The sequence below is a fragment of the Microbacterium salitolerans genome, assembly GCF_019720895.1.
Taxonomy (GTDB): Bacteria; Actinomycetota; Actinomycetes; order Actinomycetales; family Microbacteriaceae; genus Microbacterium.
In genome coordinates, this window is sequence record NZ_JAHKSH010000001.1 from 502434 (window position 1) to 516223 (window position 13790).

14 protein-coding genes are annotated in these 13790 nt (G+C 70.7%); 11 read left to right on the forward strand and 3 right to left on the reverse strand.

Annotated elements, in window-relative coordinates; genetic code table 11:
- Positions 1 to 196: 196 nt before the first annotated feature.
- Positions 197 to 2407 carry a catalase/peroxidase HPI gene (katG, locus tag KOL93_RS02135; protein ID WP_221583644.1) on the reverse strand — a complete coding sequence of 737 codons (2211 nt, stop codon included), beginning with the start codon at positions 2405 to 2407 and terminating at the stop codon, positions 197 to 199.
- Positions 2408 to 2603: 196 nt separating this feature from the next.
- Between katG and KOL93_RS02140 the strand changes: the two genes are divergently transcribed.
- From KOL93_RS02140 to KOL93_RS02175, 8 genes are all read left to right on the forward strand, one after another.
- Entirely contained in the window at positions 2604 to 3713 is a 1110-nt protein-coding gene (locus KOL93_RS02140) for a 5-methyltetrahydropteroyltriglutamate--homocysteine S-methyltransferase (RefSeq protein ID WP_221583645.1), read from the forward strand.
- A 126-nt stretch (positions 3714 to 3839) separates the two neighbouring features.
- The gene (locus KOL93_RS02145; RefSeq protein WP_221583646.1) at positions 3840 to 4319 is read left to right on the forward strand and encodes a toxin-antitoxin system HicB family antitoxin; all 480 of its coding nucleotides are present in this window, start codon (positions 3840 to 3842) and stop codon (positions 4317 to 4319) included.
- Positions 4316 to 5143 carry a DUF4097 family beta strand repeat-containing protein gene (locus tag KOL93_RS02150; protein ID WP_221583647.1) on the forward strand — a complete coding sequence of 276 codons (828 nt, stop codon included), beginning with the start codon at positions 4316 to 4318 and terminating at the stop codon, positions 5141 to 5143. Before KOL93_RS02145 ends, KOL93_RS02150 begins: the two co-directional genes overlap by 4 nt.
- 158 nt (positions 5144 to 5301) lie before the next feature.
- Positions 5302 to 6267 carry an ATP-binding cassette domain-containing protein gene (locus KOL93_RS02155; protein WP_221583648.1) on the forward strand — a complete coding sequence of 322 codons (966 nt, stop codon included), beginning with the start codon at positions 5302 to 5304 and terminating at the stop codon, positions 6265 to 6267.
- Complete coding sequence (locus KOL93_RS02160) at positions 6264 to 7040, forward strand: ABC transporter permease (protein WP_221583649.1); 777 nt, start codon at positions 6264 to 6266, stop codon at positions 7038 to 7040. Before KOL93_RS02155 ends, KOL93_RS02160 begins: the two co-directional genes overlap by 4 nt.
- A 109-nt stretch (positions 7041 to 7149) precedes the next feature.
- Positions 7150 to 7635 (forward strand): glutaminase, encoded by a 486-nt coding sequence (locus KOL93_RS02165; RefSeq protein WP_221583650.1) that lies wholly within the window; start codon positions 7150 to 7152, stop codon positions 7633 to 7635.
- A 110-nt stretch (positions 7636 to 7745) separates the two neighbouring features.
- A complete protein-coding gene (locus tag KOL93_RS02170) occupies positions 7746 to 9314 on the forward strand; it encodes a sodium-dependent transporter (protein ID WP_221583651.1) in 1569 nt (522 codons plus the stop codon).
- Entirely contained in the window at positions 9311 to 9463 is a 153-nt protein-coding gene (locus KOL93_RS02175; RefSeq protein ID WP_221583652.1) for a MetS family NSS transporter small subunit, read from the forward strand. The genes KOL93_RS02170 and KOL93_RS02175 overlap by 4 nt, the downstream gene beginning before the upstream one ends.
- Before the next feature lie 72 nt (positions 9464 to 9535).
- Here KOL93_RS02175 and KOL93_RS02180 read toward each other — a convergent pair whose 3' ends face one another.
- A complete protein-coding gene (locus KOL93_RS02180; RefSeq protein ID WP_260405834.1) occupies positions 9536 to 10243 on the reverse strand; it encodes a LysR family substrate-binding domain-containing protein in 708 nt (235 codons plus the stop codon).
- A gap of 101 nt (positions 10244 to 10344) precedes the next feature.
- On the opposite strand from KOL93_RS02180, the gene KOL93_RS02185 reads away from it, so the two are divergent.
- Complete coding sequence (locus KOL93_RS02185) at positions 10345 to 11304, forward strand: acetylxylan esterase (RefSeq protein WP_221583653.1); 960 nt, start codon at positions 10345 to 10347, stop codon at positions 11302 to 11304.
- Positions 11305 to 11372: 68 nt separating this feature from the next.
- Here KOL93_RS02185 and KOL93_RS02190 read toward each other — a convergent pair whose 3' ends face one another.
- Positions 11373 to 11780, reverse strand: a complete 408-nt coding sequence (locus KOL93_RS02190; protein WP_221583654.1) for a transferase — start codon at positions 11778 to 11780, stop codon at positions 11373 to 11375.
- Positions 11781 to 11988: 208 nt separating this feature from the next.
- Here KOL93_RS02190 and KOL93_RS02195 point away from each other — a divergent pair, with 208 nt between their 5' ends.
- Together KOL93_RS02195 and KOL93_RS02200 are read left to right on the forward strand one after the other, a co-directional pair.
- A complete protein-coding gene (locus KOL93_RS02195; RefSeq protein WP_221583655.1) occupies positions 11989 to 13263 on the forward strand; it encodes a winged helix-turn-helix domain-containing protein in 1275 nt (424 codons plus the stop codon).
- Positions 13263 to 13790 (forward strand): GNAT family N-acetyltransferase, encoded by a 528-nt coding sequence (locus KOL93_RS02200; protein ID WP_221583656.1) that lies wholly within the window; start codon positions 13263 to 13265, stop codon positions 13788 to 13790. Before KOL93_RS02195 ends, KOL93_RS02200 begins: the two co-directional genes overlap by 1 nt.

The window sequence follows — 13790 nt, forward strand, 5'->3', positions numbered from 1 at the left end:
ATTGATTGCGTGTGACCGATGGGGGAGGAATGCGCTTTCCAGCCTTGAACGTATTCCGCCCCGCATGTGGGGTCAAGGGTGCGCCGCGAACGAACACCCCGCACGTCGGCCTCACGCAGGCCTCGCGGAGATCCCAGCCCGGCACAGCGAAAGGGCCGCCCCGCGCGATGCGGGACGGCCCTCTCCGGTGCTGACCTCAGTTCTGCAGGTCGAAGCGGTCGTTCTCCATGACCTTCACCCAGGCGGCGACGAAGTCGTGGACGAACTTCACCTTCGCGTCGTCGGACGCGTAGACCTCGGCGACGGCGCGGAGCTCGCTGTTGGCGCCGAACACGAGGTCGACACGGCTGCCCGTGAAGCCCGACGTGCTCGTGTACGTCTTCTGCTCGGCGTCGGGCGTCCAGTCGACGCCGAGCTCGAGCAGGTTCACGAAGAAGTCGTTCGTGAGCGCACCCGGCTTGTCGGTGAACACGCCGAGGTCGGAACCGTCCCAGTTGGCGCCGAGCACGCGCAGGCCGCCGACGAGGGCGGTCATCTGCGGGGCGGACACGCCCAGGTGGTTGGCGCGATCGAGCAGCAGGTACTCGCTGGGGAGCTTCAGGAAGCCGCTGTCGTAGTTGCGGAATCCGTCGGCGACCGGCTCGAGCCACGCGAACTGCGTGAGGTCGGTCTGCTCCTGCGTCGCGTCGACGCGGCCGGGCGTGAAGGGCACCTCGACCTCGACGCCGGCGGCCGTCGCCGCCTGCTCGACGCCCACGCCGCCGGCGAGGACGACGACATCGGCGAACGAGACGCCGGAGAGGTCGGCGATGTTCTCGAGCTTCGCGATCACGGGCGTGAGCTTCTCGGGCTGGTTGACCTTCCAGCTGACCTGGGGCTCGAGGCGGATGCGGCCGCCGTTCGGGCCACCGCGCTTGTCGGAGCTGCGGAACGTCGCCGCGGCCTTCCACGCCGTCGAGACGAGCTGGTCGACCGTGAGGTCCGACTCGGCGATGAGCTGCTTCGCCTTCTGAATCGCGGCGTCGTCCGTCGCGGCCGTCTGCTCGGGCAGCGGATCCTGCCAGTCGAAGTCCTCCGCGGGGACCTCGGGGCCGAGGTAGCGGGCCTTGGGGCCCATGTCGCGGTGGGTCAGCTTGAACCAGGCGCGGGCGAAGGCGTCGGTGAACGCCTGCTGGTCCTGCTTGAACGTGCGCGAGATGCGGTCGTACTCGGGGTCGGTGCGCAGGGCCAGGTCGCTCGTGAGCATGCGCGGCTCGCGCGTGCCGTCCGAGTGCGCCATCGGCACGAGGCCGTCGCCGCCATTCTGGACCGGGCGCCACTGCTTCGCGCCGGCGGGGGACTCCATGAGCTCCCACTCGTACGCGTAGAGGATGTGGAAGAACTCGTTGTCCCAGCGGGTGGGGTGGTACGTCCAGGTGACCTCGAGGCCGGAGGTGACGGTGTCGTCGCCCTTGCCGGTGCCGTAGCCGTTCTTCCAGCCGAGGCCCTGGTTCTCGAGGGGGGCGGCCTCGGGGTCGGGGCCGAGCTGGTCGTCGAGGTGCGCGCCGTGCGTCTTGCCGAACGTGTGTCCACCGGCGATGAGGGCGACGGTCTCCTCGTCGTCCATGCCCATGCGCTTGAACGTCTCGCGGATGTCGACGGCCGACCGCGCGGGGTCGGGCTCGCCGTTCGGGCCCTCGGGGTTGACGTAGATCAGGCCCATCTGCACGGCCGCGAGGGGAGCCTCGAGGTCGCGGTCGCCCGTGTAGCGCTCATCGTCGAGCCAGACCTTCTCCGGGCCCCAGTAGACGTCGTCGTCGGCCTCCCACACGTCGGGGCGGCCGCCGCCGAAGCCGAAGGTCGGGAAGCCCATGGTCTCGAGCGCGACGTTGCCGGCGAGGATCATGAGGTCGGCCCAGGAGAGCTTCTGGCCGTACTTCTTCTTGACGGGCCACAGCAGGCGGCGCGCCTTGTCGAGCGACACATTGTCGGGCCACGAGTTGAGAGGGGCGAACCGCTGCTGGCCCGCGCCGCCGCCGCCGCGGCCGTCGTGCGACCGGTAGGTGCCGGCGGAGTGCCAGGCCATGCGGATCATGAACGGGCCGTAGTGGCCGAAGTCGGCCGGCCACCAGTCGACGGACGTCGTGAGGACCTCGGCGATGTCGGCCTTGACGGTGGCGAGGTCGAGGCTCTCGAAGGCCTCGGAGTAGTCGAAGTCCTCGCCCAGCGGGTTCGCGACGGCGGGGTTCTTTGCGAGGATCTTGAGGTTCAGCTTGTTGGGCCACCACTCGGTGTTCGGATTGCCCATGGTGGGGTGCACGCGCGCGGCGGTGTTCTCGCCGTGCTGGGGCTCGTCGCCCGCGATGCTGGTCGACGTCGCGTCGCCGTCGCCGTACCCGAAGGGGCAGGTGCCAGTGCTCTCGGTCATGATCGCCTTTCGATGTGGATCGGAACGAGGAAGATCTTCCGCTTCGTCGGCACGACGGAGTCGCCCTGCGAAGAATTGAATGACTCAAATGTAGCGCACGAGAGGATCCCACGCGAGGGGCACGCGGGGCACGGATGTGTCCGCGCGTGTCGGCTGTCGGCGGGTCGGAATCCCTGCGCCGTCTAACGTGGATCGCATGAGTGTGAACCCTCCGTATCGCGCCGACATCGTCGGATCCTTCCTTCGCCCTGATGCCATCAAGCGGGCTCGTACGCAGTTCGCCGACGGGTCCCTGTCGGCGGACGAGCTGCGAGCTGTCGAAGACGAGCAGATCGCCGCGCTCGTGACGAGCCAGCAGGAGAGCGGGCTGCGGGTCGCGACCGACGGAGAGTTCCGTCGCGCCTGGTGGCACTTCGACTTCTTCGGAGGGCTCGATGGCGTCGACATCATCGAGACCGATCACGGCCTGCCGTTCCAGGGTGCTCAGACCAAGCAGAAGGCCGTGCAGATCAACGGCCGCATCGCGTTCGGAGACCACCCGATGCTCGCGCACTGGCGCGCGCTCAAGCCGCTCGCGGAGGCCGCGGGTGTGACGCCGAAGCAGTCGATCCCGGCGCCGACCGTGCTCGACTTCCGCGTCGAGCCCGACAATCTCGTCGCGAGCGAGTACGACACCCGCGACGACTACGTCGACGACCTCGTGCAGGCGTACCGCGACGCGATCGCCGCGTTCTACGCCGAGGGCTGCCGCTACCTGCAGTTCGACGACACCGCGTGGGCCTACCTCTGCAGCGAGTCGGAGCTCGAGCGGGCGAAGACGGAGCGCGGCATCGAGACCGAGGGGCTGGGGGAGCGCTACCGCGACATCCTCAACCGCGTGCTCGAGGGCAAGCCCGACGATCTCGTCGTCACGACGCACATCTGCCGCGGCAACTTCCGGTCGACGTGGATCTCCTCCGGCGGCTACGAGCCGATCGCCGAGCACCTGTTCGACACGACGTACGACGGCTTCTTCCTCGAGTACGACAGCGATCGCGCGGGCGGATTCGAGCCGCTGCGCTTCCTCAAGCCCGGTGCGCAGACCGTCGTGCTGGGCCTCGTGACGTCGAAGTCGGGCGAGCTCGAGTCGGCCGTCGAGATCGAGCAGCGGATCCGCGAGGCCGCCGAGCACGCGCCGCTCGAGCAGCTCGCGCTGTCGCCGCAGTGCGGCTTCGCGTCGACCGAGGAGGGCAACGTGCTCACCGAGGACGAGCAGTGGGCGAAGGTGCGCCACGTGGTCGAGATCGCGGACCGCGTCTGGGGCTGACACCGCACTGACAGCACGCGGGCGCCGGGGTGACACCACTCCGGCGCCCTTTCGCGTGCACGGGGAACCTGAGAGTTTCTCGTCGGGGTGTTGACGGTGGTGTCAAAATGACGTCATAGTGGTGTCATGCACATCACGCCACACGTCTCAGAACTGCAGCGCCAGCTCGCCCTCGCCGCCTCGGCGGGGGACGAGGCCACGCAGCGCGCGGCCGAGCTCCTCGCCGCGAGCGTCGAGCCGGCCGCACGCCTCGCCATCCTCGAGGCGCTCTCCGAGGCGGCGGGCGAGATCACCCTGCAGGCCGCGTCGATCACGGTCGACGCGCGCCTCAGGGGGCGCGACATCGAGTTCGCCGTCTCGGGATCCGCCGAGACCGCGGACGCCCTGGCTCCCGCCCGTCCCTCGACGCCCGTCGAGGACGAGGGCGCGACGAGCCGCACGACGATCCGCCTCCCCGAGAACCTCAAGACGCGCGCCGAAGAGGCGGCGGCGGCTGACGGCATCTCGCTCAACGCCTGGCTGGTCCGCGCCGTCGGATCGGCTCTCGACTCCTCGGGCGCCGCGCGTCAGGCGCGCGCCCCCCACATCACGGGATGGATCCGATGACCACCGCAACAGCGCTCACCCTCGACCTCGACATCGCCTGGGGGTCCGTCTTCGTCCGGGTCGCCGACCGGGACGACATCGCCGTCGACATCCAACCGTCGAACCCTGACCGCCGCGGCGACCGCGAGATGGCGTCGCGCACCCGCATCGACCGCTCCGCGAGCGGCGTCCGCGTCACGAGCGCCGCGAAGTGGCCCTTCATCGGCGCGAACGGATCCGTCGAGGTGACCGTCGAGGTCCCCGAGGGCACGTCCGTCGACCTCACGGGCCACGGGTCCATCCGCGCCGAAGGCGCACTGGGCGACGTGAGCTACGACGGCAGCGCCAGCGTGGTCGAGATCGGCGAGGCGCGCGACGTCGCCGTCCGCAGCTCGGCCGGAGACGTCCGCATCGGGCGCGTGCGGGGATCCGCTCAGATGCGGGTCTCGGCCGGCGCCGTCCGCGTCGACGCCGTCGACGGGGATGTGCGCATCACGAGCTCGGCCGGCGACGTCGCCGTCACCGAGGTCCGCGGCGACGCCTCACTGGAGGCCGGCAGCGGATCTCTCGAGGTCGGCCGCGTCCGCGGACGCCTCACGGCGAAGTCCGGCTACGGCGCGATCCGCGTCGCCGACATCTCGGGCCCGCATGCGCGGCTCGAGACGGCCTACGGCGGCATCACCGTGGGCGTTCCGGCTGGCACGGCGGTCTGGCTCGACGCGCGCACGAAGCACGGATCCGTGCGCTCGAGCCTCGAGTCCTCCGGCGCCCCGGAGCACGACGACCCGACCCTCGAACTCCACGCGCACAGCTCGTACGGAGACATCATGATCCGCTACGCGTGATCCCTCGCGCCGCCTGACCGGCGGCCGTCTGTCGCCCGCGGGAGCGTGATCCCGCCCGCTCGCCACCCGCCTCTGCGGGAGCGGTGCTCGGCGTGCCCGGAGACGGGCCGCCGGCACCCCACCGTCACTTCGCATGCCCGAGAACAAGGGGATCCATCATGACCCATGCCATCGAGGCCCACGGCCTCACCAAACGTTTCCCGGCCGGGAAGTCCGGCTCGCACACGGTGCTCGACGGTCTCGACCTCGACGTGCCGACGGGCGGCGTGTTCGCCCTCCTCGGTCCGAACGGCGCCGGCAAGACCACGGCCATCAACATCTTCTCGACGCTGCTGCGGCCCGACGCGGGCACCGTGCGCATCGACGGCCACGACGTCGCCCGGGAGCCGGCCGCCGTCCGCTCGGCGATCGGCGTCACCGGGCAGTTCTCGGCCGTCGACACCATGCTGACCGGCGAGGAGAACCTGCAGCTCATGGCCGACCTGCGCCACCTCGGCCGGAAGGGGAGGGGGCGCGTCGCCGAGCTGCTCGAGCGCTTCGAGCTGACCGACGCCGCGAAGAAGCCCCTCCTGACCTACTCGGGCGGCATGACGCGCCGCCTCGATCTGGCCATGACCCTCGTGTCGCGCCCGAAGATCGTGTTCCTCGACGAGCCGACGACGGGGCTGGATCCGCGCAGCCGCCGCAGCATGTGGGACTTCGTCGGTGAGATCGTGCGCGACGGGGTCACGATCCTGCTCACGACGCAGTACCTCGACGAAGCCGACGCGCTCGCCGATCGGATCGCGGTCCTCGACGGGGGATCGATCGTCGCGGAGGGATCCCCGAACGAGCTGAAGCGGCGCGTTCCCGGTTCCCACATCCGGCTGGCGTTCGGCGACGATGCGCGGGTCGCCGAGGCGGCGTCGCTCTTCGCCGATGCCCGCGTCGTCGCCGCCGAGCGCGCGCTGCAGGTTCCGTCGATCGGCGGCTACGCCGACGTCAGCGCCGTCGTGCGCCGCCTGGACGGCGCCGGCATCGTGCCCGAGTCCCTCGACATCCACACCCCCGACCTCGACGACGTGTTCTTCGCCCTCACGGGCCACGGCTCCGAGGTCACCGAGACAGAGGAGGTCGCGCGATGAGCGCCGCCCTGGCCGACACCGGCACCATGCTCCGCCGCAATCTCGTCCGCGCCCTCCGATCCGGCTACTGGATCTACGTCGTCGCGATCCCGATCGTGATCCTCCTGCTGTTCGTCTTCGTCCTGGGCGAGACGCTCGGCGCGGGGATCACGGGCGGAGATCGCACGGACTACCTCGTGTACGTCCTCCCCGGCATCGTGCTGCTCGCGATCGCCGCGGGGCCGCAGCTGACCGCGATCACGGTCGCGCAGGACATGACGGAGGGCATCATCGCCCGCTTCCGCACGATGGACATCTCGCGCGGCGCCGTCCTGTGGGGGCACGTCGTTGCCAACGGGCTCCAGCAGTTCCTCGGGCTCGTGGTCGTCGTGGGGCTCTCGCTCCTCCTCGGCTACCGCAGCGACGCGAGCGCGCTGTCCTGGCTGTCGGCCGCCGGCGTCGCGGCCGTGCTGATCCTCGCGTTCTCGTGGCTCGCGGTCGCGCTCGGATCCGTCTCGAAGAACATCGAGTCGGCCAGCAACCTGCCCATGCCGATCATGTTCCTGCCGTTCTTCGGGTCGTCGTTCGTGCCGACGGAGTCCATGCCGGGGTGGCTGCAGTGGTTCGCCGATCACCAGCCCTTCACGCCCTTCACCGAGACGATGCGCGCGCTCATGGAGGGCACGAGCCCCGGCGCGAGCCTCTGGGCCACCGTCGCGTGGGCTGTCGTCATCGGCATCGTCGGATACGTCTGGGCGCGCGTGCAGTACGAGCGCCGCTCGCTCCGGGCCTGACGCCCTGCGTCCGCCCTCCCCGCCGCCATCGGCCGGGAGGGCGGACGCGCGCGTCGGGGCGTCGTGTTCCTGGCTCCCGCGTGGATCCGGCCGTTCGTAGGCTGAGGGGATGGATGATCTCCGCACCCTGCTCGACGACGCCCGCACTCGGCTCGCGGGCGTGCCGCGCGTGCGGCTGGGTCTCGGGCGCGAGGCGCGGAGGATCGCGAAGATGTTCGGCGGCAGGCCGGTCGTCGAGCCGGTCGCCGAGGCCTGGCACGTCGGTGTGCTCCTCATCGGCGACGATGCGCTGTGGGCGACGGGCGACGTCGTCCGCGCGGCCGAGGAGGTGCGTCGCGGCTACACGGCCGAGTCGCAGCGTGTGCGGGCCTCCATCAGAGGGATGGCGTTCCGCGGCGGCTTCGCCGAGGGCGAGACGTGCCACATCGACTGGGAGCCGCTCGATATCGCCGCCGTGCAGGAGGGCGGATCCGCGGACCCGCTGCGCTGGCAGGGCGAGACGCTGATGGTGCGCTGGTCTCCCACAGGCTTCCTCCTGCCGCTCTCGGCCTATCTCGACGAGCGAATCGCCCTCGCCGCGGACCCGCCCGGCTGAACGAGTTCGCCGCAGGACCCTTCGGAATCCGCCGGTCCCGCGTACCCTCGATTCTCGGCGCCGCCCACCGCACACCCCCGCGGCGCCCCCAACACCGCGCGAGGAGCACGATGTCGCGAGCACACACCACACCCACAGCCGTCCCCGAACGCGAGCAGTGGTCGGGACAGGTCGGATTCATCCTGTCGGCCATCGGCTCCGCCGTCGGCCTCGGCAACATCTGGCGCTTCCCAGGCGTCGCGTACGAGTCGGGCGGAGGCGCGTTCCTCATCCCGTATCTCGTGGCGCTCATCACGGCGGGAATCCCGATCCTCTTCCTCGACTACGCGATCGGCCACCGCTTCCGCGGATCCGCGCCGCTCGCCCTGCGTCGCCTCGGCGGCAAGCTCGGCGAGAGCCTCGGCTGGTTCCAGGTCTCGATCGCCGCCGTCATCGGGCTCTACTACACGGCCGTCCTCGCGTGGTCGTCGAGCTACTTCGTCTTCTCCTGGGATCTCCGCTGGGGCGACGACCCGACGGGCTTCTTCGTCGGCGACTACCTCGAGGTCGCGGGTGAGCCCTTCACGCTCGACTTCGTGCCGAGCGTGATGATCCCCCTCGCGATCATGTGGATCGTGACCCTCGGGATCCTCGCGGCCGGCGTCGTCAAGGGCGTCCAGCGGGCGAACGTCATCATCATCCCGCTGCTGGTCGTCGCCTTCCTGGCGCTCGTGATCCGCGCCCTCTTCCTGCCGGGCGCCGTCGAGGGCGTCAGCGAGTTCTTCACTCCCGACTTCGCGGCGCTCGCCGACCCCAGCGTGTGGATCGCGGCGTACAGCCAGATCTTCTTCTCGCTGTCGGTCGCGTTCGGCATCATGATCACGTACGCCTCGTACCGCAAGCGCCGCTCCAACATGACCGGCGCGGGCCTCGTGGTCGCCTTCGGGAACTCGTCGTTCGAGCTCCTCGCGGGCATCGCCGTCTTCTCGACGCTCGGGTTCTTCGCCTTCCAGCAGGGCGTCACGGTGGGCGATCTCGAGGGCCTCACGGGCGTCGGCCTCGCGTTCATGACGTTCCCCGCGATCGTCGGCCAGATGCCCGGCGGGGAGTGGGTCGGAGCGCTGTTCTTCGGCGCGCTCACCCTCGCGGGTCTCACGTCGCTCATCTCGGTGCTCGAGGTGGTCATCTCGGCCGTGCGCGACAAGTTCGCGCTCACGCGCAAGCAGGCCGTGTTCGGCATCGGCGGCGTCATCGCGGTGCTGTCGCTCGTGCTGTTCGGATCCACGTCGGGGCTCACCGCGCTCGACACGATCGACAACTGGGCCAACAACATCGGCATCGTCGCCTCGGCGATCGCGATGTCGATCATCGTGCTCTGGGTCAAGCGCAAGGGCGGCGAGCTCTCGCGGCACCTCAGCGCCGTGTCGACGTTCAAGGTCGGCCCCACCTGGCTGCTGTTCACTTCGGTCCTCGCGCCCGCGCTCCTGTCCTGGATGCTCATCGCGAAGATCATCGAGCTGCTCACCGAGGGCTACGAGGGCTACCCGACCTGGTACCTCGGCGTCGCCGGCTGGGGCGCCGTCGCGATCATGGTCGCGGCCGCTCTGATCCTGCCCCAGCTGCGCTGGCGCCACGACCCCGACAAGTTCGAGGTCTGGCCCACCAGAGAGCAGCTTCACGTGAAGGGAGCGAAGCGATGAGCGGTCTCGCACTCCTGTTCTTCGTCATCGCCGCCGTCCTCGTCTGGGGCGGGCTCATCGGGAGCATCATCGCCCTCGCCGTCAAGCCGGAGGTGTCCGCGTACCCCGCCGGCGGCGAGGACGGGGACGACCTCGACACGCAGAGCTGATCTCGGCGGTTGGCCGCGCGGGCGTCGGAGCTTCGGCTCCGGCGCCCGCTGGCGTTCGAGTGCCCGTCCCCGTCAGCGGCTGGAGCGCGCCGTGCGGCCCCGCGTGATGGCGATGAACGCCTGGGTGTCGTCGGCGTCGCGGTCGCGCCGCCAGGCGAGCACGACGGCGGAGCCGGGGGCGCCGGCGAGCGGGCGGAACGTGACGTCCTTGCGGTGGTGGAGGCGTGCGAGCGACATCGGCACGACGACGATCCCGATGCCCGTCGCGACCGTGGCGATGGCGTCCGCCGTCGTCTCGAGCGGCTCGAACGCCGGGGACGCCGTCGGCAGGTCGAGCGGGCCGAGGACGTCGTCGCGCGGTGTGAGGAGCACCTCGCCCTGGAGATCGGCCGGGCGCAGCTCGTCGGCCGCGGTGAGCGACGACTCCGCCTCCATCACCACGACGGGCGTCTCGGTGTAGAGCTCGACGACGTGCAGGTCGTCGCCGTCGATCGGCCGACGGCAGATGCAGGCGTCGATGCGTCCCTCGCGCAGCGCGGCGGATGCGTCGGCGGCGTCGATCGCGACGAGATCGAGCTTCTGCTGCGGTCGCTGCTGCCGCCAGTGGCGGATCCACTTGCTCGGCGTCGCTCCGGGAACGGCCCCGAGCCGGAACGGGGGCATCGGCTCCGGCGTCGCCCGCGGCGCGGCGGCCTCGCGCTTCTTCTGCGGCGCGCGCTTCGCCGTGTCCACGCGCCTCGGCTGCGGCCGGCCGCCTCGCGATGCCCTCTTCTGCGCCATATCGCCCAGCCTACGGATCCGGGCCCCGACGCCCGATGTGAAGGCGCTTTCCCCCGCGCTCGGGTCGAGCCGATAGCCTCCCGGAAGAGGAGAGGATCCGCATGACGCATTTCGACCTGCCGCTCGCCGCGCTCCGGGAGCACCGTTCCGCAACGACCGTGCCCGACGACTTCGACGAATTCTGGGAGAGCACCCTCGAGGGGGTGCGCGCCGCACACGGCGAGACCTACGCGAAGAGCGTCGACAACGGCCTCGCGCTCGTGACGACGAAGGACGTGACGTTCTCCGGCTTCGCGGGCGATCCGATCAGCGCCTGGTATCACCGCCCGACCGACCGCGAGCCCACGGCGGTGGTCGTGGAGTTCCTCGGATACAGCGGCGGACGCGGGCTCGCGCACGCCGTGCCCGAGTGGGTCATGGCGGGCTACGGGCATCTGCTCGTGGACACGCGCGGCCAGGGCTTCGCGCAGGCGCATCCCGGCGCGACCGTCGACCCGCACGGATCCGACTCCGCGGCCCCCGGGTACATGACCCAGGGGATCCGCTCGCCCGAGACGTACTACTACCGCCGTGTGTTCTCGGACGCGGCCCGCGCCGTCGACGTCGGGCGCGAGCTCGCTCCGGGCGTCCCCGTGTTCGTCGCGGGCATCAGCCAGGGCGGCGGCATCGCGATCGCGGCGGCCGCGCTGGGCGCCGATGTCGCGGGCGCGCTGATCGACGTCCCGTTCCTGTGCGACTTCGAGCGCGCCACGTCGATGACGGATCGCGCCCCGTACGCCGAGATCGTGACGTATCTGAAGGCGCACCGGGATCGCATCGACGACACGTTCCGCACGCTGCGCTACTTCGACGGCGTCAACCTGGCGACGCGCGCCGACGTCCCGACGCTGTTCTCCGTGGCGCTGATGGATATGACGTGCCCGCCATCGACGGTGTTCGGCGCATACAACGCGTGGGCCGGCGACGACAAGAGCATCGAGGTCTACCCCTACAACGACCACGAGGGCGGCGGGCCGTTCCAGCGCCGCGCCCAGCTCGACTGGCTGCGCGAGCGCATCTGAGCGGAGTGCCGGACGGCGAGGGGCCGCTCACCCTATGGTGAGCGGCCCCTCTCGTTCAGACGATGGCGCTACGCGGCGAGGCGAAACCCCCGGCGATCGGTGGCGACCTTCTCTCCGTCGCGGATGTTCTCGTCGTCTCCGATGAGGGATCCGCCCGCGATCTGGGCGCCCTTTCCGATGCTGCTGCGCACGCCGATCTTGGCCTTGGGGCCCACGGCGGCGTCGGGGCCGATGTGCGCGCCGGCGTCGATGATGGCTCCCGGCCCGACGACGGCGCCCGGTTCGACCCAGGCTCCCGCCGCGATGCGTGCGCCGTCGAGGACGCGAGCGCGGGGTTCGATGTATGCACCGGCTTCGACTCGGGCGGTCGCCGCGACCTTGGCGCCGTGCGCCACGAGGCCGCGACCGTTCGCGTGCTTGCGGTAGCGCAGCACTCCACCCTGGTCGTCTTCGATATCGACGTAGTTCTTGCCCACAGGTGCCCTTCCGTTGTGGTCGGTTCTGGTCGGACAGGGGGGATAACGACACGTGTCTCGTGGTTATTCCCGTGAATGGATGTGGCCATCGTGTGCCGCGGGAACATGTGGCCGCTGGAGGGGCGCTATGCGTTCGCTGTGAACGCCGCGACGGGGCGGAGCCGCGACACCCCTTCGTTTGTCAGAGGTCCCCGATAGCGTCGGACGCGTGGCGAGAACAGCACTTTCGGCAGGCGAGGCGCGGCGCACGGCGCTGGCGGCGCAGGGGTTCGGGCGCGAGCGCGAGGGCGCCGCGAATGCGAGATCGCTGGCGGCCGCGATCCGGCGCATGGGCGTCCTGCAGATCGACTCGGTCAACGTCTTCGCGCGCTCGCACTACATGCCGCTCTTCTCGCGCGTGGGGCCGTACGACCCCGCACTGCTCGAGCGTCTCGTCCTCCGCCGCGGCACGGCCGCCCGGCCCGCGTCGTATGTGGAGTACCTCGCGCACGAGGCGGCGTTCATGCCGGTCGACGACTGGCCGCTGTGGGGATTCAAACGCGACCTGATGCGCCGTCGGTACGGCGGCGAGGGGTCGTGGGTGGCAGATCCCCAGGGAGCGCAGGTCGTCGACAAGGTGCGCGCCGAGCTGCGCGAGCGCGGCCCGCTGCGGCCGTCCGACATCGAGTCGGTCGTGCGGCGCGGTGGGCGCGGCCCCTGGTGGGATTGGGATCACGCGAAGCAGGCCCTCGAGATGATGTGGCGCTTCGGCGACGTCGCGATCGCGGGACGCGAGGGGTTCGAGCGGGTCTACGCGCTCGCCGAGCACGTCGTTCCGTCGCAGGTGCGCGACGTCGAGATGCCCGAAGCCGACGCGGTGCGCGAGCTCGTGCGTCGCGCGGCGATCGCGTCCGGCATCGCGACGGTGGCCGATCTGAAGGACTACTACCGTCTGCCCAGCCAGAAGGGCGTGCGCGCGGCGGTCGACGAACTGGTCGACGCGGGCGAGCTCGTGCCGGTCGAGGTCGAGGGATGGCGCGACGCGCGCGACCGGGCGATCCCGGCGTGGATGCACCGAGACGCCCGCGTGCCGCGGCGCATCGCGCACACGTCGCTGCTGACCCCGTTCGACCCGGCCGTTTGGTTCCGCGACCGAGCCGAGCGTCTGTTCGACTTCCGCTACCGCATCGAGATCTACGTGCCGCAGCCGAAGCGGCAGTACGGCTACTACTCGCTGCCCGTCCTCGTCGACGACCGCGTCGTGGGGCGCATCGACCTCAAGGCCGATCGGCAGGCCTCGACGCTGCGGGTGCAGTCGGCATGGTGGGAGGAGCACGCGGCATCGGGGCACGCGGCCGACCGCATCGCCGACGAGCTGCTGCGCGCGGCCGCCTGGCAGGGCCTCGAGCACGTCTCCGTGTCGCGGTGGGGCGATGCGACCGACCACCTCGCGGGAGCGCTCGATGCCGAACGTCACGCGCACCCGAACGCCGAGGGGCTGTGATGATCGAGCTGCTGAACGGATCTCAGGCGCTGGCGCGCGATCGCGAGATCTGGGGCGCGTACGACGCGATCTTCGGCGACCAGCCGTCGTTCGAGACCTTCCGCGACACAATGTTCGCGCGTCATGCCGCGCGCGACCGGTTCCGGCTCGCGGCGGCCCACGACGGCGAGCGCATGATCGGGTTCGCCTACGGGTACTACGGCGCCGACGGCCAGTACTACACCGAGAGCGTGCGCGAGGCGCTGGGTCGCGAGGCCGCGGGCGAGTGGCTGCCGGGTGCGTTCGAGTTCGTCTCGTTCGGCGTTCTGTCGGCGCATCGTCGCGGCGGCATCGGGCGCGCGCTGTACCGCGCCGTCATGACCGGCGTCGACGGCACCGCGCTGCTCAGCACCTGGGACGACCCCGCCGATCCGGCCGTCCGCTTCTACGAGAGGGAGGGCTGGCGCCGCATCGGCGCGCACGACAAGGCCGACGGATCGCGCACGATGCAGATCATGGGCTGGCGGCCCGCGACGCGCGCGGCGTGA

Bases quoted from the DNA above. Each gene is read 5' to 3' on its own strand.
- katG (WP_221583644.1), bottom strand. From the start codon at position 2,407: ATGACCGAGAGCACTGGCACCTGCCCCTTCGGGTACGGCGACGGCGAC.
- KOL93_RS02200 (WP_221583656.1), top strand. From the start codon at position 13,263: ATGATCGAGCTGCTGAACGGATCTCAGGCGCTGGCGCGCGATCGCGAG.
- KOL93_RS02165 (WP_221583650.1), top strand. From the start codon at position 7,150: ATGGATGATCTCCGCACCCTGCTCGACGACGCCCGCACTCGGCTCGCG.
- KOL93_RS02170 (WP_221583651.1), top strand. From the start codon at position 7,746: ATGTCGCGAGCACACACCACACCCACAGCCGTCCCCGAACGCGAGCAG.
- KOL93_RS02175 (WP_221583652.1), top strand. From the start codon at position 9,311: ATGAGCGGTCTCGCACTCCTGTTCTTCGTCATCGCCGCCGTCCTCGTC.
- KOL93_RS02160 (WP_221583649.1), top strand. From the start codon at position 6,264: ATGAGCGCCGCCCTGGCCGACACCGGCACCATGCTCCGCCGCAATCTC.
- KOL93_RS02140 (WP_221583645.1), top strand. From the start codon at position 2,604: ATGAGTGTGAACCCTCCGTATCGCGCCGACATCGTCGGATCCTTCCTT.
- KOL93_RS02155 (WP_221583648.1), top strand. From the start codon at position 5,302: ATGACCCATGCCATCGAGGCCCACGGCCTCACCAAACGTTTCCCGGCC.
- KOL93_RS02145 (WP_221583646.1), top strand. From the start codon at position 3,840: ATGCACATCACGCCACACGTCTCAGAACTGCAGCGCCAGCTCGCCCTC.
- KOL93_RS02180 (WP_260405834.1), bottom strand. From the start codon at position 10,243: ATGGCGCAGAAGAGGGCATCGCGAGGCGGCCGGCCGCAGCCGAGGCGC.
- KOL93_RS02185 (WP_221583653.1), top strand. From the start codon at position 10,345: ATGACGCATTTCGACCTGCCGCTCGCCGCGCTCCGGGAGCACCGTTCC.
- KOL93_RS02150 (WP_221583647.1), top strand. From the start codon at position 4,316: ATGACCACCGCAACAGCGCTCACCCTCGACCTCGACATCGCCTGGGGG.